This window comes from Thermaerobacter sp. FW80, from assembly GCF_004634385.1.
Lineage (GTDB): Bacteria > Bacillota > Sulfobacillia > Thermaerobacterales > Thermaerobacteraceae > Thermaerobacter > Thermaerobacter composti.
The window spans coordinates 2,465,667-2,483,678 of record NZ_CP037895.1 but is presented as its reverse complement, the minus strand read 5'-3'; the positions used below and the strand labels follow the sequence as shown (position 1 = coordinate 2,483,678).

Below are 18,012 nucleotides of genomic sequence, written 5' to 3'. Positions count from 1 at the left end.
TTTTATCACGAGGCATCACGAGGCGGTGGCGAGGCATCACGAGGCGGTGGTCGCGGGGCCGGGGTGCGGCGCCTCGCCGCCGCGGTGGGCCCGGTACCAGCCGACGATCAGGGCGTCCAGCCGCCGGCTGAGATCCAGCACCGCGGGATCGCTGCAGCCGTGGCGGCGGGCCATGCGGTAGAGCATCCGGCGCAGACGTTCGATCTCCACCTGGGCGGCCCGGTGCGCGACCGGGTCGACGTCGACGGACCGGCGGGCAGGTTGCGGGGACGGCATGACCGTCCACCTCCGGTGGGAAGCGGCAGGATCCATCCGGGCGGACCCGGTCCCTCCCCCGGACGACGGGTCGCCCCGCCCTCCCCTCGGGGCGACCCGGGTCCGGGGGGCCGACCGGTGGTGCAGGCCGCTGATGGGCTGTCCCTTCTTGGGAGATCGTGTCGCTCCTTGTTGACAAGCTGTGGGCAAGTGTCGATTCCTGGGGATAACAGCGGGGTCCATTGGGGATAAGCCCGCTCTTCCTGGGGATGAGCCGGCCGCCGGTTGTGGACGAACCGGCTTGGCGACCCCGCGATCCCCCCGCGGAGCCGCCACGTCGCCACGGAGCCGCGAAGCCACCACGGCGGTACCTCCCACCCGTCCGGCGCCCCGGGCGGCCGTGCACCCCCCGGGCGACCCGGCCATAGCATGGGCCGAGAGATGCCCTGGTCTCGCACCGGGTCGTCGGCCTACGCGGCCCGCGCGGCCGCTGCGCCGGAGGAGGGCCGCGGCCGGGAAGGCGACGGGCGGCGGTCCCCGCCGGGTCGGCCACGGTTGGGGCCCACCTGCCCGGGGGCTCCGTGGCGTCCGCGGCCGCCTGGGGGCTGGCGCCCGACGCCGGCGTCGGGATCGGGCCGGAAGGATCCCGGGCCCCGGGCCCCGGGTCCCGGCACCGCGGGGCGGACGCCGGCGGGGGCGGGGGCCGCGACGGTGCCCGGTGCGGCGGATGAACGGCCGGGAGGTGCCCATGGTGTTGCCCATTCCCAACCGGTTCGCCCTGGTGACGGGCCGGGCCGAGGGCGAGACCCCGCTGACGGCCTTCGATGCGGCGCTGCTGGATGCCGGGGTGGCCAACGTCAACCTGGTCAAGGTCTCCAGCATCCTCCCGCCGGGTGCCCAGCCGCTGGAGCGGCTGGCGCTACCCCCCGGGGCGCTGGTGCCCATCGCCTACGGTCGGCTGGTGTCCGCCGAGCCCGGCACGCGCATCGCCGCGGCCGTCGCCGTGGGACGGGACGAACCCGGCCGCTTCGGCATGATCATGGAGCACACCGCATATGCCAGTGCCAGCGAGGTGGAAGCCACCATCCGCCGCATGGTGGAGGAGAGCTTCGTCGTTCGTGGGGGGCGCCCGCGGGAGATCCTGGTGCGCTCCGTGGAGCACGTGGTCGCGCGGTGCGGGTGCGTCTTCGCCGGTTGCGTCCTCTGGTACGGGGCCTAGGCGTCGCCCGGCCGGCGGGGCCCCGGGGGCGGGACCTACCGCCCCCGGGGCCCCGCCGGGGACGCCGGCACCGCCTCCCACGGCACGGCCACCGCCGAGCCCGGCCGCCGGCAGCTTGGCCGGCCCGGCGCGATCGACCCGGGTGCCCGCGGCCGGCGGGACAGGCCGGGGGGCTGCGGCGACCGCCGAGCGGGGCCAGCGCCGGGGAGGATCGGCCGGGGACGGCGCGCCGGCGGGGGCCGGCCGGCGGCGGGCGCCAGCCACCCGGAGCGCCCCGGGCCGAGGGCCGCCGCCGGCCGCCGCAAGCCGTCCGCCGCGGCCAGGGCCACGCCCAGGCCGACGGCCACCGCCATCGCCCACAGGCCGGCCGACCGGAGGCCGGCCCGGCGATGCCGGTTCACCCGCGCATCGCCCGCCGCCCCGGGCCCGGGCTCCCGGGGGCGCGCGCCCCCGCTGGGAGGAGGCAGCCTTGCACCGCGGCGACCTTGGCGGGGTACGGGGCGTCGGGGCGCCGCCCGCCTGGAGCGCCCAGGCGGGCGGCGCCCCATGGCGCACCGGGCTGGGCTGCCCGGCATGGGGAAGTCTGCTCTCCCGCCGCCGGGAGGGCCCGGACCGGGGGGTGCGAGCGGGGCCGGCGCCCGGGGCGGGCGCGGGCTCCCCAGGGCGCTCGGGCCGGGGTGGCCGCCCGTGGGCCCCGGGGCTCGTCCTCGCCCTCCTCGCCCTGTTGGCCCTCGCCCGGGTGGCGGGGATGGCCGCCTCGCCCGCGCGGGGTCCCCTGGCCGGCACCCTGATCGTGGTCGACCCCGGCCACGGTGGCGTCGACCGCGGCGCCTGCCACCTGCCCTCCAACACCGTCGAGAGCGAGATCACCCTGGCCTTCTCCTTCCTGCTGCGCGACCTGTTGCGCGAGCAGGGGGCGCGGGTGCTGCTCACCCGGACCCGCGACGAGGACCTCGACCTCGATCCCCGCATCGAGATCGCCAACGCCAACCGGGCCGACTACTTCCTCAGCATCCACGTCAACTGGTTCCCCGATCCCTCCTGCTTCGGCGCCCAGACCTTCTACTTCCCCGGTCGGGAGGAGAGCCGGCGGCTGGCCCTCCTCGTCCAGGACGAGCTCAAGAAGGTCGACCCGGCCAACTTCCGGGAGATCCAGACCGGGCGGTACCGGGTGCTGCGGCTGACCCGCATGCCCGGCGTGCTGGTGGAGCTCGGCTTCGTCGACAGCCCCCACGACCGCGCCTTCCTCCACGACCCCGAGCGGCGCCGCCAGCTGGCGGAGGCCATCGTCCGCGGCGTCATCCGCCATCGACGGGGCGAGGTGGGCCCCGAGCCCGCGCCGGATCTCCGCGACCGCTAGGGGACCGCGACCCGCCGGGGTGCCGGCCCGGCGGGTCGGCCCGCCCCGGCATGCGCGGCCGGTGCGGGGCGCCGGCGGCGGGGCACCCCCGGGGGCCGCTTCCCGCGGAACCCTGCCCCGCCGCCGTCCGGAGCGGGTGACGGCCCCGGACACCCTCACCGCCCCCGCGGGTCCGTCCCGGGCCCCTGGGGGGGAGGGGTGCCCCGGCCGGGGCCCTCCCGTCGTGCCGCGGGCCTGCGGCTCGGGCGCCGGTGCCGGCGTGACGGCCCCCGGCCCCGGCGCATATGGTGCGGATGCGCCGCGCCGGGGCAACGGTCCCGCCACCGCCGGGCGCCCGTCCCGCCGGGACGGCGGGTCGCCGAGCGCGGCGCAGGGAGGGAGCCCCTTGCGCTGGCTGGCATGGGTCCTGGCCGGCCTGGCCGCGGCCCCGGCGGGCCTCGCGGCCTACCTGCGGCGGCAGGGGGACGCCGACGTGCGGTGCGAGGCAGGGGCCGTGGAGGTCCTGGGCATCCAGCGGCGACCCGGCTGCTGGCTGGTCCGCTTCCGCCTGCCCATGGTGAACCGCGGGCGACAGAAGGGCATGCTCTACGAGATCCTGATCCGGCCGGAGTTCCTGGGCCGCTGGGCGGCCCCGCTGCGGTGGTCCGTCGCCCTCTTCTGGCCGGGCGTGCAGGAGACGGGGTACTGGAGTGCCGCCCTGCTCGAGCCCGCCCAGGTGGTCCCCCTGGAGGTGGAGCTGGCCGCCTTCGGGCCCGACGACGTCATCGACCGGCTGTCCCAACTGGAGGAGCTCGGCCTGGTGGTCCGCCACGGGTGCATCGGGCGCACGCCCCTGCGGTGGGTGCTGACCGAGGTGCGCCTGCCCCTGGCCGCGGCCCGTCCCGGCCAGGCCGCGGCCGCGGGCCTGCGGCGCAAGCCGACGGCCGGTGGGCGGGCGTTGGCCGCCCGCCCACCGGCCGGCATCGTCACCGGGCGATCCGCGACCGCCGGCCCGATCGCCGCCGCCGGCGGCCGCGCCGCGGGCCCGCCCCGCCCGGCGGCGGCCCGCGGTGGCGAGGGGAGGGGTCGACCGTGGCCCCGGGTTTGAGGGTCCGGCGCCGTCTGGCGCCCGCTGCCGCCCGCAGGCCGGGTTCGTCCCCCTCGGCCGGCCGGGGCGCAGGGGCCGGCGCCGGCGACCGGCCCCGCTTCGCGGTCGAGGTGATCCGCACCGAGATCATCACCCCCGCCCACGACCTCGCCGAGGTGGTGACCCGCTACACCCGGGGCCGGCTGCAGCCCGGCGACGTGGTGGCGGTCTCGACCAAGATCGTGTCCATCACCCAGGGCCGCCTGGTGCGGCCGGAGCAGCTGCGCCCGGGGATCCTGGCCCGCCTGGTGTCGCGGTTCATCGACCAGGAGGGCAGCTGCTCGTCGCCCCACTCCCTGCAGGCGGTGATCGAGCACACCGGGCGGTGGCGGGTGGGCCTGGCCTTCCTGGTCGGCGGGATCAGCCGGGTCCTGTTGCGCCGCAGCGGCGACTTCTATCGCATCGCGGGGTACTACGCCCGGGTCATCGACGACGTCATGGGCACGCTGCCGCCCTTCGACAAGCACATCGTCCTGCCGCCGGCCGACCCCGACGGGGTCGCCCACCGTCTCGCGCGGGCGCTGGGCCCCGGGATCGGCGTCTGCATCGTGGACGCCAACGACCTCGGCCGGGCGGAGGTGGTGGGGGCGAGCCCGGGGGTCGACCGCCAGGCGGTGGTCGAGGTGATGCGCGCCAACCCCTGGGGCAACACGGACCAGCAGGCGCCGCTGGCCATCCTGCGCCCCCGGCCGGACGAACCCGGCCGTGCGGACGAGGGCCGTCCCGCGGACGAACCCGCCTCGGCGGGCGAACCGCCGCCCGCCGATGGACGCGGCCCTGCGGGCGAACCCCGCCCCGAGGGCGAGACCGACCGGGCGGACGAACCCCGCACGGCGGGAGCCAGGCCGTCGCCGCGTCCGTAGTGCGCCCGTCGCGGGGTCGGGCGCTCGCCGGGGCCCTGGGGCCGCCGTCCGCGGCTGCGGCGTGCCCGCGGCGGCCCTCGGCTGCGGGGGCCGAGGGGGCACCACGGGGCGGCGCCGGCCGGCGCGGTCCAGGGGCCTCTACGCGACCGTCCTCGGCCCCGGGGCCGGGGGCCGGTTCGTCCGACGGGCACGAGGCCGCGGAGGAACCCGCCTCACCGAGACAGGGTTCCACCCGGCTGCGGCGAATCTCGCCATGGAGCCTTCCGGGTGGGGCGTCGCACCGCGAGAGGGGGAGCGAACATGGCGGAACGGCCGTGGCTCAAGCACTACCCGGCCAACGTGCCGGCCCATCTCGACTACCCCGAGGTACCGCTTCACGAGCTCGTGGCCCAGCGGGCGCGGGAGCACCCCGACCTCCCCGCCCTGCGGTACTACATGGTGCGCATGACCTATGGGGAGCTGTGGGCGCGGGTCAACCGGTGCGCCGCGGCCCTGGCGGCCCTGGGGGTGGCCAAGGGGGATCGGGTGGCGCTCATGCTGCCCAACTGCCCCCAGTACGTGATCGCCTACTACGCCACCCTGCGCCTCGGCGCCATCGTCGCCCAGGTGAACCCGCTCTACACGCCGCGGGAGCTGACCCATCTGATCGGGGACAGCGGCGCGAAGGTCCTGATCGTGGCGGATGCCGTGTACCCGACGGTCCAGGCCGCCCTGGGGGACCTGCGGCTGGAGCACATCCTGGTGGCGCGGCTGCTGGGCAACGTGCAGCCGGGGCCGGAGGCCAAGTCCTTCGAAGACCTGCTGGCCGGCGCCGCCGGCGAGCCGCCGGCGGTGGCCATCGACCCCTGGGACGACGTGGCCGTCCTGCAGTACACCGGCGGCACCACCGGCCGCTCCAAGGGCGCCATGCTGACCCACTTCAACCTGGTGGCCAACGTGGTCCAGACCCAGCACTGGTTCCCGGCCGAGGAGCGGATGAAGGCCGGTGAGGGCCGCATCCTGACGATCCTGCCCCTCTTCCACTCCTACGGCATGACGGTGTGCATGAACTACGGCCTCGCCTCGGGGTACGAGCTCATCCTGGTGCCGCGCTTCGAACTGTCCGAGGTCATGGAGATCATCCGGGCGACCCGGCCCCACTTCTTCCCCGGCGTGCCCACGATGTACGTGGCGGTCAACAACTACCCCAACGCCGAGGAGTACGGGGTCGGCTCCATCGAGTTCTGCAACTCCGGGGGCGCGGCGCTGCCGCTGGAGGTCATGAACGCCTTCGAGCGGCGGTTCGGTGCCCGGGTCGTCGAGGGGTACGGGTTGTCCGAGGCATCGCCGGTCACCCACTCCAACCCGGTCCGCGGCCTGCGCAAGCCGGGGAGCATCGGCATCCCCTACCCGGATACCGACGCCGAGATCGTCGACGTGGAGACGGGCACCCGGGTGCTGGGGCCGGGGGAGGTGGGCGAGCTGTGGATTCGCGGCCCCCAGGTGATGAAGGGCTACTGGAACCGGCCCGAGGAGACGGCGGAGACCCTGCGGGACGGGTGGCTCTACACCGGCGACATCGCCAAGATGGACGAGGACGGGTACTTCTACATCGTCGATCGCAAGAAGGACATGATCATCGCCTCGGGGTACAACGTCTACCCGCGCGAGGTGGAGGAGGTGCTCTACGAGCACCCGGCCGTGGCCGAGTGCTGCGTGGCCGGTGTCCCCGATCCCTACCGCGGCGAGACGGTGAAGGCGTACATCGTCCCCAGGCCGGGCCGCTCCGTCACCGCCGACGAGATCATCGCCTTCTGCCGCGAGCGGCTGGCGGCCTACAAGGTGCCCAAGCTCGTCGAGTTCCGCAGGGAGCTGCCCAAGACGGCGGTGGGCAAGGTCCTGCGACGGGTGCTGGTGGAGGAGGAGAAGGCCCGCCTGGCCTCCGGCGGCGGCCCATCGGAGGCGAGGGCCTAGCGAGGCACCGGGATCCGCGCCAGGGCGACCACGGCGGCGGCGGCAGTGGCGGCGTCAGGTGCCGGCGGGAGTGGGTGGCGGTCGGCGGCCCTCGGCGGCAGGAGCGAGGCCGCCCGGGGCGGGCCGCGACCGCCACCCGCTCTAGCCGCAGGGCGACGCCGCCTGAGGCCATGACGGGTCGGCATGATCGGCCGCCGCGTCGACCGACCGGTTGGTCGCCGCGGGATGCGCGGGTGCCGGCCGCAGCAGGGTGCGCGGCTTTCGGTCGCACCAGGATGGCGGGTCCGCCCGCGGGCCCCGGTCCGCCGCATCGATGCCGGGCCCTTGCGATGCCGGCAGCGGGCCACGAGGCTTGCGATGCCGGCATCGGACCACGATGTCGGGGGGATGGCCGTGGCCCACGTGCATGCCGGGCGCGTCGTCGCCCGGGCCCTGGCCCGGGAGGGCGTCCGGGCCCTGTTCACCCTCTGCGGTGGCCACATCATGCCCATCTACGACGGCTGCCTGGACGAAGGCATCCGGGTGGTCGACGTCCGCCACGAGCAGGCGGCGGTCTACGCTGCCGACGCCTACGCCCGCATCACGCGCCGGCCCGGCGTCGCCGCCGTCACCGCCGGTCCCGGGGTGATGAACGCCGTCACCGCCATCGCCAACGCCCACCGCGCCCAGTCGCCGGTGGTGATCCTCGGGGGCCAGGGGCCCCTCGAGCACGCGGGCCGCGGCAGCCTCCAGGAGATGGACCACCTGGGGGTGGTGCGGCCCATCACCAAGTGGGCGGTGCAGGTCCAGGATCCGAAGCGGCTGCCGGAGGTCCTCAACCTGGCGTTCCGGCGCAGCCTCCACGGCGTCCCCGGCCCGGTGTACGTGGAGATCCCGCTGGACGTGATCTTCGCCCAGGTGGACCTGGAGGCCGTGCGCTTCCCCGCTCCGGTCCCCGACCGCCCGCGCCTGCCGGCCGACGCCGGGGAGGTGGAGCGGGCGGCGGCCCTGCTGCGTCGTGCCCGGCGACCGGTGGCCCTGGTGGGCAGCCAGGTCCACTGGTCCCCCGATCCCCGGGCGGTGGCGCGGTTCGCGGAGTCGGGTCAGGTCCCGGTGTTCACCAACGGGATGGCCCGCGGCGTGCTGGGACCGGGGGATGCGGGGTTCTTCCAGCTCTGCCGCAAGGAGGCCCTGGCCGACGCCGATGTGGTCCTGGTGGCGGGGACGCCCCTGGACTTCCGTGTCGACTACGGCAGGGCGATCCACGACGAGGCCCGGTTGATCCAGATCGACCTCGATCCCGGCGAGCTCGGCCGCAATCGGGACGTGGAGGTCGGCCTGGTGGGCGATGCGGGCACGGTGTTGGATCAGCTGCTGGAAGCCGGCCTCGATCCGGACGAACCGGCCGAACGCCGGCGGTGGCTGGAGCGCCTGCGCGAGGCGGAGGAGCGGCGGGCCGCCCGGATGCGGCCCGGGTTGACCAGCGACGCGGTCCCGGTCGACCCCCTGCGGCTGTGCGCCGAGATCGACGCCGCCCTGCCGCCGGGGGCCACGGTGATCGGAGACGGCGGCGACTTCGTCGGCACGGCGGCCAAGGTGGTGCGGCCGCGGCGATACCCCGCCGGCTGGCTGGACCCCGGCCCGCTGGGCACGCTCGGGGTGGGGATGGGCTTCGTCCTGGCGGCCCGGGTCCTGCGGCCCGACGAGCCGGTGGTGGTGCTGCTGGGGGACGGCGCGGCAGGCCTGGACCTGCTGGAGTACGAGGCCGCCGTCCGCCAAGGTCTTCCCTTCGTGGCCGTGGTGGGCAACGACGCGGCGTGGACCCAGATCCGTCGCCTGCAGGTCCAGCTCTTCGGCGCCGACCGGGCCGTCGCCACCGCCCTGAGCCACGCCCGGTACGACCAGGTGGTCGCCGCCCTCGGCGGCCACGGCGAGTGGGTCGAGCGGCCGGACGACGTCCGCCCGGCCCTGGAACGGGCCCTGGTCGCGGGCAAGCCGGCCCTGGTCAACGTGAAGATGGGGACCTCGGACTTCCGGGCTGGGGCCATCGCGGTGTGAGGTGCCGCTGCGGGCCGGCCGCCGGACGCGGACCGGCTGCCAGCGAGCCGGCCCGCGGTCGACGGGGCCGGGCCGGCGCTCGCAACGGGGAGGTCCACCCATGGGCGTGCTCGACCGTTTCCGCCTCGACGGCAAGGTGGCGCTGGTGACGGGGGGGAGCCGCGGCCTGGGCCTGCAGATCGCCCAGGGGCTGGGGGAGGCGGGCGCCGCCGTCGCCATCACCGCCCGCAAGGAAGAGGGGCTGCGCGAGGCGGAGGAGCGGCTCCGCGGCCAGGGCATCCGCTGCCTGGCCGTGCGCTGCGACGTCACGGACTACGAGCAGGTGGTCGCGGCGGTCCGCCGGGTGGTGGACGCCTTCGGCGGCCTGGACATCCTGGTCAACAACGCCGGCGCCACCTGGGGCGCCCCCCTCTTCGACATCCCCCTGGAGGCCTGGGACAAGGTGATCCGCACCAACCTGCACGGCACCTTCTACATGAGCCGGGAGGCCGCGCGGGTGATGATCCAGCAGGGCCGCGGCGGCCGGATCATCAACGTCGCCTCCATCGCGGGGCTGCGGGGCAGCGATCCCCGGGTGATGCAGACCCTGCCCTACAACACGGCGAAGGCCGGCGTCATCAACTTCACCCGCGACCTGGCGGCCAAGCTGGCGGAGCACGGGATCACGGTGAACTGCATCGCCCCGGGGTTCTTCCCGACGAAGATGACCCGGGGCATCCTGGCCCAGTACGGGTCGGTGATCGAGCAGTCCGTGCCCCTCCGGCGCCTGGGTGGCGAGCGGGACCTGCAGGGAGCGGCGCTGCTCTTCGCCTCCGAAGCGGGGTCGTACATCACCGGGCAGGTGCTGGCCGTCGATGGCGGGATGACCGCGGTCTGAGGCCTGCCGGTGGTGCGTCGACGCCGGGCCCTTGCGGTCCCCGGCCGGGGGGGCGTCGCGTGGGGTGCGTCGGGTGCGGTGGGAACCAGCGGCACCAGGGGGTTGAGGGGTGGCGGCGGCCGCGGGCGGGGCTGCTGGGGTGCACATCGCGTGGCGCGAACCCCTCGGCCAGAACGCGGGCTGCGGGGGGCGGCCGCGGGCGGGGCCGGCGGCGCGGGCGTGGCGCGGGGCCACCCGCCGGCAGCGGGACCGCCCGGTGGGCCCTAGCTCAACACGTGTGGGTCGCCCGGCGTTGACGGCTTTGGACCGCGCGGCCTATCATCGAGGTGACAATCCAACGGGATGTCGGTACCGGGGGTGCCCGCTACGGGCTGAGAAGCGCGGCAGCCGCAGGCTGCAGGGGCGCTACCCTTCGGACTCGATCCGGGTAATACCGGCGTGAGGAAGGTACCGCATGGCCGCCTGGACGGCATGACGAGCACCACCTCCTGCCGGAGGTGGTTTTTCGTTCCTCGGCGTCCTCCGGCGACCCACGGCGCCTTGCCGCCCTGCCGCCGGCCGTCCCGCGAGCCCCCGGTCCCGCCCCGCTACGGCGAAGGGGGCGTTGCGCATGGCCGGTTCGTCCCGCCGATTGCAGTTCCGCGAGATCGTCATGTTGGCCTTCGTGGCCGCGGCCTGTTCCGTCCTGTACATCAACGCCTGGGCGCTGTGGGACGTGGCCCGGGCGGTCCATCCGGTGGTGGCGGAGCTCACCTACGGCGTCTGGTTCATCGCCAGCACGGTGGCGGCCTACATCATCCAGAAGCCCGGCGTCGCCTTCTGGGCGGAGCTCCTGGCCGCGGCCGGGGAACTGGCGCTGGGCAGCCCCGACGTGCTGTGGGTGCTGCTCTACGGCGGGTTGCAGGGACTCGGCGCGGAGGTGGCCCTGGCCGCGTTCCGCTATCGCCGGTTCGACCTGCCCGCCCTGGCGCTGGCCGGCGCCCTGGCGGCGGTGGGCAGCCTGCCCCTCGACGCCCTGACGGGCTACTTCACCGGGATGCGCGCCGGAACCCTGGTGGCCGCTGCGGCGGTGCGGCTCCTGAGCGGCGCCGTGGTCGCCGGCCTGCTGGGCAAGGTGCTGGTCGACGGCTTGGTGCGGACCGGGGCCCTCAATGCCTATGCGGTGGTGCGCGGCCGGCAGGATCAGGGCCCCGGCGTGGCCGGATGAGGCGAGGTGCCAGCCGATGCCGTGGGACGATACGGCGCGCTCGACCGCAGGCGGGGTCGGCCCATCCTGCGCCACGGCCGCGGTGGAGCCGTCCTCGTCCGCCGGCCGGCAGCCCGCCGGCCGGGTAGGCGGGGAGGGCGCGGCAGGGGTCGACCCGGCGGGGGTGGCCCCGGCGGCGTCCTGCCGTGGGCTGAGCGTCCGCTACCCCGATCGACGGGAGCCGGCCCTGCGGGACGTGACGCTGGCCATCCCGGCGGGGCAGCGCGTGTTGCTGCTGGGGCCCAGCGGCTCGGGGAAGAGCACCCTGGCCCTGGCGCTGGGCGGCCTCATCCTGTCGGTGATCGAGGCCCGGGTCACGGGCGAGCTGCACCCGGCGCGGCGGGCGGGCGTGCTGTTCCAGGACCCCGAGGCCCAGTTCTGCATGTTCACCGTGGATGAAGAGGTCGCCTTCGGCCTCGAGAACCGCTGCGTGCCGCCCGCCGAGATGCCGGCGCGGGTGGCGCAGGCCCTCGCGGCGGCGGGGCTGGACCTTCCCTTCGGTCACCCCATCCAGGCCCTCTCCGGGGGCCAGAAGCAGCGGTTGGCCCTGGCGGCGGTGCTGGTCCTGGAGCCGGACCTCCTCGTGCTGGACGAGCCCACCGCGCAGCTGGACCCTGCGGGCCGGGCCCTGGTGCTGGAGACCCTGCAGCGGCTCCCGCGCCGGCACACGGTCCTCGTGATCGAGCACAACCTGGACGGCGTGGTGGACTGGGTCGACCGCGTCGTCCTCCTGGCCCCGGGCGGACGACTGCTGGCCGACGGCGAGCCCGCGGTGGTCTTCCGGCGACATCGGGCGGAGATCGAGGCCTACGGCATCTGGCGGCCGCGCAGCTGGGGGCCCTTCTGGCGGCCGGTGGTCGCGGGGGCCACGGGCTGGCGCGAGGCGCCGCCGGCCGGGGGCGACGGCGCCCGGGTCCCCCCGCCGTCGGCGGACCGGTCCACCGCCCGGGGGACGGGGACGGCGGCGCCCCCCGCGGGGAGCGGGGTGCGGCGGCCCGAGGAGCGGCCCCGGGCGGCGGCGGACCAGGGCACGGAGACGGTGGCTGAGGGGGAAGCGGGGGCGGCGGGCGCGGCGTGGGTGCCGGGGCGGGGCGCTTCCCTGGTTCGCTTCGAGGCCGCGGCTGCCGCCCACGGCCGTCGGGTGGTCTGGCAGGACGTCAGTCTCACCATCGCCGCCGGGGAGTGGGTGGTCGTGCTGGGGGCCAACGGGGCGGGCAAGTCCACCTTCCTCCAGGTGGCGGCGGGGCTCCATCCGCCCGCCAGGGGACGGGTGGTCCACGCGCCAGAGCTCACGGGTGGCCGCGGCGAGGCCGCGCGGGTGGGGTTCGTCTTCCAGAACCCCGAGCACCAGTTCGTCACCGAGTCGGTCTACGAGGAGGTGGCCCTGGCCGGCCGGCTGGCGGGCCTGCCCGAGGCGGAGCTGCGCAACCGGGTGGAGGCGCTGCTGGCGCGGTTCGGGTTGGCGGACCTGGCCCGGGCACACCCCTATACCCTCTCCCAGGGGCAGAAGCGGCGGCTCAGCGTGGCCAGCATGCTGGTGGTGCCGCGACCCGTCCTCTTCCTGGACGAGCCCACCTTCGGCCAGGATGCCCGGACGGCGGCGGCCCTGGTGGAGGAACTGGTGCGGCTCCACCGGCAGGGAACGACGCTGGTCATGGCCACCCACGACCTGGAGCTGGCGGGGGCGGTGGCGACGCGGCTGCTGGTCTTCGGCAACGGCCGTCTCCTCTACGACGGGCCGCCCGAGCCCCTGCTGGACGACCCGGCCCGCCTGGCGGCCGTCGGCTTGGGGGCGGCCGCCCCCCAGGGACGCGCCCTGCCGGCTTCGGCGGCGAATCCGGCGGCGGACGGCATCGCGGTCGCCGGCGCGCCCCCGCTGCGGCCTGCGCCGTCGGAGGGGCCAGCGAGGCCGGCGGCGCCCGCGGGAGCGGACGGCGGGGCGGAGGGGAGGTCCGCGGTCGGGTCGGCAGGGCCCCAGGGCATCGCCCGCGGAAGCCCTGCACCCGCGCCCACCCGGCGGGAGGACCGCACCCCCTGGGTCGGCCGGGTCCACCCGGTGTGGAAGCTGGGCGCCCACCTGGTCCTGGCGGGGGTGGTGCTGGCCACCGACGACCCGGCGACGCTGGCCGCCCTGCTGGCGGTCCCCGTGGTCCTCGGACTTTTGGGCGGGGGCATCGGGGTCCGCCAGTGGCTGGTCGCCATGGCGCCCTTCGCGGTGGTCGCCGCCACGCGCGTGTGGACGCTGGGCGCCTTCGGGGAGGGCCAGCGCGTGGTGGCCCAGGTGCTGTGGTACCGTTTCACGGCCGAGGGGCTGCACCACGGGCTGGTGGTGGGACTCCGCCTGCTGGGGGTCGGAGCGCTGGGGGTGTTGTACGTCCGGACCACCGGCCTGGCGGATTTGGTGCTCGGCCTCGTGCAGCAGGGCGGGCTCAGCCCTCGCTGGGCCTACGGGCTCCTGGCCGCCCTGCGCTTCGTCCCCCTCTTCCAGGACGAACTGGCCCGGGTGCGTAAGGCTTACCGCGTCCGCGGGCTCGCCGGCCGGGGGCTGCGGGGTCGGCTGGAGGCTGCCTACCGGTACAGCCTGGCGCTCCTGGTCCATGCGGTGCGGGCGGCGGAGGCGGTGGCTGTGGCGCTCCAGGCCCGCGGCTTCGACGGGAGCCGAAGGCGCACGTTCTATCGGAGGCTGACGGCCGGCTGGCGGGAAGCAGGGTATGCCGGGCTGCTGCTGGGCCTGGCCGCCGTCGCCCTGCTCGCATCGGCGCGTTTGCGCTAGTGTCGCGGGACCGGTCCGGCGGTCGGACCGGCAGCCGGTCCGGGGGGAGGTCGGGCGGCCGTGGAGCCCGCAGGCAGGCAACTCCGCCGAGGAAGGCGACGGGAGGGATCCGCGATGCATCCGGGGACGGCCCATCCCCCGGCGTCGGGGGACGGCGGCGGGACGGGGTTGGCCGCGCAGCTCTGGCGGCAGAACCTGGACGTGGCGCGACGGTGCCTCGAGCACCCCTTCGTCCAGGGCCTGGGACGGGGCGACCTACCCCGGGACCGCTTCGCCTGGTACGTCGGGCAGGACGCCAACTTCCTCGAGGCCTTCGCCCGCGCCTACGCCCTCGCCCTGGCCAAGGCGCCCGACCTGGAGACCATGACGGCCCTTCGCGACCTCCTGGAGGGGGTGCTGGACGAGCTCCGCCTGCACCAGGGTTACGCCGCGCGATGGGGGGTCGACCTGCGGCCGGCCCCGGCCCTGGCCACGCGGGCGTACACCGGCTTCGTCCTGGACGTGGCGTGGTCGCGGCCGCTGGGGGCCATCGCCGCGGCCATGACCCCGTGCATGCGCCTGTACGCCTACCTGGGGCGCTCGCTGGCCGATCGGGTGACACCCGACAACCCGTATCGCGAGTGGGTGACCACCTACGGGAGCCCCGCCTTCGAAGGGCTGGCCCGGCGGCTGGAGGCCCTGCTGGACCGCTGGCACCCCGGCGTCGAGGACGTGGCCGCGCTGTATCGGACGGCCATGGAGCTCGAGTTCGCCTTCTTCGATGCGGCCTGGCGGGCGGCCTGACGTTAGTCGAGTTCGACCAGCACCACCTCGGGGCGGCACAGCAGGCGCACCCACGGCTTCGGCGTCCCGAGGCCGGTGGCGATGTACCACCACGTGCCCCCGATGTCGAACCAGCCGCGGTCGTAGCGAGGCAGCCAACCCTGGCCGGGGATCCACAGGGCACCGACGACGGGCAGCCGGACCTGCCCCCCATGGGTGTGTCCCGCCAGCACCAGGCGGACGCGGCGGGCCGCCGCCTCTTGGCGGAGCCGGGCGGCAGGGGCGTGGGCCAGCACCACGGCCGGCAGGTCACGGGGCGCGCCGGCCAGGGCCCGGTCCAGCCGATCCCGGCCCGTGTGGGGGTCGTCGACCCCGGCGAGGAAGACGGCGACGGCACCGCTGCGGAGCACAACCCCGCGGTTGACCAGCACCCGGATGCCCGCCGCCTCCAGCTCGCGTCGCAGCGCGGGCCAGCCGTGAAGGTGGTCGTGGTTGCCGGGCACCAGGTACACCGGCCAGCGCCGGGCGAGGGTGGCCAGGAGGTCGACGCCGCGCCGGGCCGGGAGGTGGGGGCCCTCGGCGAGGTCGCCGGTGACGACCACGGCATCGGGATCCCAGGCGGCGACCTGGTCGAGCAGCGCTCCCTCGTCGACGCGATAGAGGGGCGCGTGCAGGTCCGTCAGGTGGACCAGCCGGAGGCCGCGGCGGACGGGGCGGCCTCCGCGCGCCGCGGGCAGCGGCCGCGGCGGCCCGCCCGCCAGCGGCAGCCGAAACGCCCGGCGTCGCAGCCAGACCGGTTCCACCAACAGGGCCCAGCCCAGAACCAGCATCGCGACGCCTGCCAGGAACGCGACCGGCGGTGCAAGGGTCGGGTCGGCGGCCGGCGACCCGGCGCCGGCCGCCGCGGGCGATGGCGCCCCGCCCGGCAGCGACGTCGACGCCACGGTCGCCAGGCCCAGGGCGGCGACGGCCGTCCCCGGGCGCCGGGCTGCCCCGCGGACGCCCAGGCGCCGCCCGCTCCCGCGGCGGCCTGCGGTGGGCGCCTGGCTGCCGGCGGGCGGCCCCCCGCCGGTCCGGGGACGCCCGGCCGCGGGACCCCTCACGCCGCCCCGTCCCTCCCCGGCGCCCCCGGGGAGGGACGGGGCGGCCAGGCCCCTTCGAGGCGCAGGAGCCGCTCCTTGATCGCCGGACCGCCACCGGAGTACTGGCCGAGGCGGCCGTCGGCACGAACCACCCGGTGGCAGGGGATCAGGAGGGCGACGGGGTTGGCCGCCACGGCGTTGCCCACGGCGCGGGCGGCCCCCGGTCGCCCGAGGGCCCGGGCGATGGCGGCGTAGGTGCGCACCTGACCGCGCGGGATGCGGCGGACCTGGTCCAGCACCGCCCGGGCGAAGGGGCTGAGGCCGGCGGCCTCCAGGTCGACGGGAACCTCGACGTCGGCGCCGGCGAACCATGCGTCCAGCAGCGCCTGGAACTCCGCCCGCCGCGTATCGTCGCGGCGTGGCGCCTCCGCCCCGTCCGCGTCCGGTCCGGGGGAGCTCGGGGCCCGTCGCCCCGGTCGGGTGCAGATCGACGGGGACTCCCCGTCCAGCCGCTCGAGCCCGCAGACGCCCCGCGGGGTCCAGGTGATGCGCACCGGGCCGACAGGCGTGTCGACCACCGTGAAGTGCCGGGTCGCCATCGGGTGGCAGCTCCCTCCTCGACCCATCCCGACGCAGACCTCCTCGCGTCGCGGTGCCAGCCTCCGTCACCTCGCCCTTGGCCTCGCCTGGCGGGCCGCCGACCCCGGCCGCCCGTCCCCCCACGGTCACCCCGGGGATGCCGTCGCGGCGGGGTGGCGCAGCAGGAGAGCGCCTCCAGGGGACGAACCCCTCGCCAGGTGCGGCCCTGGGGGGCCGCCACGCGCGGCCGGGGAGGTGCGCTCGATGTTCGACACCATCCTGCACCGCCTGTTCGGCTGGGGCAGCACCCTGGAGCCGTCGTCCCTGCGGGACGACGAGTCCTTCTTCCGCGCCCAGTACTATGCGGTCTACCGGTTCCTCCACCGCAACGACATGACCATCGTCGAGGACCGGGACCGCAACTGCTTCCTCTGGGAGGGCGGACCGGAGCTCCGCCGCATCGGGATGGAGGAACTCGGCCGCTTGCTGCAGGCCGGGGCCATCCTGCCGATGTCCGAGCCGCAGCCGCTCCCCGGCCTGTACGCCCACCTGCGTCCGATCTACAACCCGATGCGGCGGAGCTTCGAGTTCCGGCGGCGTTGAGCGTCCCCCACCGGGACCCCCACCGGGACGAGCCGGCGGCTGCGTCGCAGCTGCGGGACGGTGCCCTCCGGCACGCCGGGACGGCCCCGTCCTCCGCCGCCTCGGCGGCGCCGCCGAGGCGCCGCCGTCAGGCCGGCGTCACCACATCGCCGGCGCCGCCGCCCGCCTCGCCGAGCCCCCGCCAGCGGGCCGGCCCCGGGAAGTGGCGCTGGCGAAACTGGCGGGCCAGGGCCAGCGCCCGGCCGGCCGCCTGCTCGGGGGTGGTGGCGAACTCGACGGCCACGGTGCGTCGCCCGTCCAGGTACCGCCCCTCCACCAGGACCTGGCGGATCCGATCGGACCAGCCGCCGCTGCCGGCCAGGATCACCACCGGCCGCCCGTTGAGGTAGGCCGCCGACAGCTCCGCCAGGGTCCCGTTGCCGCCGCCCATCATGACCACGCTGTCGGCGGCGTGGATCAGCACCATGCTGCGCCATTCCATCCCGAGGCCCGTGGTCAGCGGCACGTGAAGCCAGGCGTTGCCCTCGCGGGGGTCGTCCCCGGGCAGGATGCCCACGGTGAGCCCGCCGGCCTCCCACGCGCCCTGGCAGACCGCGGCCATGACGCCGTCGCGGCCCCCGGTGAGCACGACGGCGCCCTGCCGGGCCAGGGCGGCACCCACCGCCCGCGCGGCGTCCCGCAGGCTGGGCGGGATGGCCCCGGAGTCCCCGATGACCGCCACCCGCAGGGGCGGGCCGTCCAGGGGTGCGGGGGCAGCCGGCCGCACCGCCGTCGCGCTGGGGTCGTGGTCCTGCCGGTCGTCGCCGCGCACGGCCATCCCTCCTGCCGGGGAAGGGTCGATCCGACGCAATGGGCACCGCATGCGGCGGTGCCGGGCGTCGCCGTCCCGGCCGGCGGCCGGGGGCGGTTCGCGGATCCCCATCGGCTTTGCCGCGCTCGATCTCGGCCTGGGTCGCCCGGCGGCCGTCCACCCGGTTCGCGGATCGCCATAGGCTTTGCCACGGGCTGCGTGTCCTCCTGCCTTGCCGGCAGGGCGTCCGCATGGGGCGGCTGCTCCCCCGATCCCGCCGGCGCCCCGGACGGCGGGGCGTCCCCCCGTCCCACCCATCCCGCCGGCAGGCTGCCGCTCGCCGCTGGACCTCGTTCGTCCCGGGTCCCCGGACGGTGGCACGGTTCCCGCCGTCCTCGGCGGCGTCCTCGCGCCGGCCGACCCGGCCTGGGCGGGGACGGCGTCCCGCCGACGTCCCGCCGACGGACGGGGGAGGCCACGGACAGCA

General features: G+C 76.4%; 15 protein-coding genes and 1 riboswitch. Of the genes, 11 read left to right on the top strand and 4 right to left on the bottom strand.

Annotated elements, in window-relative coordinates; translation table 11 throughout:
* Positions 1-36: 36 nt before the first annotated feature.
* Positions 37-276, bottom strand: coding sequence for an aspartyl-phosphate phosphatase Spo0E family protein (locus tag E1B22_RS12740; RefSeq protein ID WP_167758914.1), 240 nt, complete (start codon positions 274-276; stop codon positions 37-39).
* Between the two features lie 706 nt (positions 277-982).
* On the opposite strand from E1B22_RS12740, the gene E1B22_RS10330 reads away from it, so the two are divergent.
* The 10 genes from E1B22_RS10330 to E1B22_RS10285 all read left to right on the top strand — a co-directional run bounded on the left by E1B22_RS10330 (position 983) and on the right by E1B22_RS10285 (position 14,492).
* Positions 983-1,474, top strand: coding sequence for a pyruvoyl-dependent arginine decarboxylase (locus tag E1B22_RS10330; protein ID WP_243123876.1), 492 nt, complete (start codon positions 983-985; stop codon positions 1,472-1,474).
* Between the two features lie 469 nt (positions 1,475-1,943).
* On the top strand, positions 1,944-2,834 hold the full coding sequence (locus tag E1B22_RS10325) for an N-acetylmuramoyl-L-alanine amidase (RefSeq protein WP_135225585.1): 891 nt from the start codon (positions 1,944-1,946) through the stop codon (positions 2,832-2,834).
* A gap of 385 nt (positions 2,835-3,219) precedes the next feature.
* A complete protein-coding gene (locus E1B22_RS10320; RefSeq protein WP_243123337.1) occupies positions 3,220-3,921 on the top strand; it encodes a hypothetical protein in 702 nt (233 codons plus the stop codon).
* Positions 3,906-4,823, top strand: coding sequence for a coenzyme F420-0:L-glutamate ligase (locus E1B22_RS10315; protein ID WP_243123336.1), 918 nt, complete (start codon positions 3,906-3,908; stop codon positions 4,821-4,823). The genes E1B22_RS10320 and E1B22_RS10315 overlap by 16 nt, the downstream gene beginning before the upstream one ends.
* 300 nt (positions 4,824-5,123) lie before the next feature.
* Positions 5,124-6,776 (top strand): long-chain fatty acid--CoA ligase, encoded by a 1,653-nt coding sequence (locus tag E1B22_RS10310; protein WP_135225584.1) that lies wholly within the window; start codon positions 5,124-5,126, stop codon positions 6,774-6,776.
* A gap of 387 nt (positions 6,777-7,163) precedes the next feature.
* A complete protein-coding gene (locus E1B22_RS10305) occupies positions 7,164-8,813 on the top strand; it encodes a thiamine pyrophosphate-binding protein (RefSeq protein WP_371413469.1) in 1,650 nt (549 codons plus the stop codon).
* A gap of 100 nt (positions 8,814-8,913) precedes the next feature.
* Complete coding sequence (locus E1B22_RS10300; RefSeq protein ID WP_135225582.1) at positions 8,914-9,690, top strand: SDR family oxidoreductase; 777 nt, start codon at positions 8,914-8,916, stop codon at positions 9,688-9,690.
* A 343-nt stretch (positions 9,691-10,033) separates the two neighbouring features.
* A riboswitch (TPP riboswitch) is annotated at positions 10,034-10,153 on the top strand.
* Between the two features lie 147 nt (positions 10,154-10,300).
* A complete protein-coding gene (locus E1B22_RS10295) occupies positions 10,301-10,897 on the top strand; it encodes an ECF transporter S component (protein WP_135225581.1) in 597 nt (198 codons plus the stop codon).
* A 16-nt stretch (positions 10,898-10,913) separates the two neighbouring features.
* Positions 10,914-13,709 carry an ATP-binding cassette domain-containing protein gene (locus E1B22_RS10290; protein ID WP_135225580.1) on the top strand — a complete coding sequence of 932 codons (2,796 nt, stop codon included), beginning with the start codon at positions 10,914-10,916 and terminating at the stop codon, positions 13,707-13,709.
* Positions 13,710-13,823: 114 nt separating this feature from the next.
* A complete protein-coding gene (locus E1B22_RS10285; protein WP_135225579.1) occupies positions 13,824-14,492 on the top strand; it encodes a TenA family protein in 669 nt (222 codons plus the stop codon).
* A 2-nt stretch (positions 14,493-14,494) separates the two neighbouring features.
* On the opposite strand, the gene E1B22_RS10280 is transcribed toward E1B22_RS10285, so the two are convergent.
* Both E1B22_RS10280 and E1B22_RS10275 read right to left on the bottom strand, forming a co-directional pair.
* Entirely contained in the window at positions 14,495-15,574 is a 1,080-nt protein-coding gene (locus E1B22_RS10280) for a metallophosphoesterase (RefSeq protein WP_243123333.1), read from the bottom strand.
* Positions 15,571-16,179 (bottom strand): methylated-DNA--[protein]-cysteine S-methyltransferase, encoded by a 609-nt coding sequence (locus E1B22_RS10275; protein ID WP_207669861.1) that lies wholly within the window; start codon positions 16,177-16,179, stop codon positions 15,571-15,573. Before E1B22_RS10275 ends, E1B22_RS10280 begins: the two co-directional genes overlap by 4 nt.
* Positions 16,180-16,396: 217 nt before the next feature.
* On the opposite strand from E1B22_RS10275, the gene E1B22_RS10270 reads away from it, so the two are divergent.
* The gene (locus E1B22_RS10270) at positions 16,397-16,735 is read left to right on the top strand and encodes a hypothetical protein (RefSeq protein ID WP_135225578.1); all 339 of its coding nucleotides are present in this window, start codon (positions 16,397-16,399) and stop codon (positions 16,733-16,735) included.
* Between the two features lie 127 nt (positions 16,736-16,862).
* Here the strand turns inward: E1B22_RS10270 and E1B22_RS10265 are convergent, their stop codons facing one another.
* Complete coding sequence (locus tag E1B22_RS10265; RefSeq protein ID WP_243123332.1) at positions 16,863-17,546, bottom strand: TIGR00725 family protein; 684 nt, start codon at positions 17,544-17,546, stop codon at positions 16,863-16,865.
* Between the last annotated feature and the right edge of the window lie 466 nt (positions 17,547-18,012).

What these genes read in the sequence shown, in the direction of transcription:
- E1B22_RS10305 (WP_371413469.1), top strand. Translation starts at nt 7,164, where the DNA reads ATGGCCGTGGCCCACGTGCATGCCGGGCGCGTCGTCGCCCGGGCCCTG.
- E1B22_RS10275 (WP_207669861.1), bottom strand. Translation starts at nt 16,179, where the DNA reads ATGGGTCGAGGAGGGAGCTGCCACCCGATGGCGACCCGGCACTTCACG.
- E1B22_RS10310 (WP_135225584.1), top strand. Translation starts at nt 5,124, where the DNA reads ATGGCGGAACGGCCGTGGCTCAAGCACTACCCGGCCAACGTGCCGGCC.
- E1B22_RS12740 (WP_167758914.1), bottom strand. Translation starts at nt 276, where the DNA reads ATGCCGTCCCCGCAACCTGCCCGCCGGTCCGTCGACGTCGACCCGGTC.
- E1B22_RS10330 (WP_243123876.1), top strand. Translation starts at nt 983, where the DNA reads ATGAACGGCCGGGAGGTGCCCATGGTGTTGCCCATTCCCAACCGGTTC.
- E1B22_RS10300 (WP_135225582.1), top strand. Translation starts at nt 8,914, where the DNA reads ATGGGCGTGCTCGACCGTTTCCGCCTCGACGGCAAGGTGGCGCTGGTG.
- E1B22_RS10270 (WP_135225578.1), top strand. Translation starts at nt 16,397, where the DNA reads ATGTTCGACACCATCCTGCACCGCCTGTTCGGCTGGGGCAGCACCCTG.
- E1B22_RS10295 (WP_135225581.1), top strand. Translation starts at nt 10,301, where the DNA reads ATGGCCGGTTCGTCCCGCCGATTGCAGTTCCGCGAGATCGTCATGTTG.
- E1B22_RS10290 (WP_135225580.1), top strand. Translation starts at nt 10,914, where the DNA reads ATGCCGTGGGACGATACGGCGCGCTCGACCGCAGGCGGGGTCGGCCCA.
- E1B22_RS10285 (WP_135225579.1), top strand. Translation starts at nt 13,824, where the DNA reads ATGCATCCGGGGACGGCCCATCCCCCGGCGTCGGGGGACGGCGGCGGG.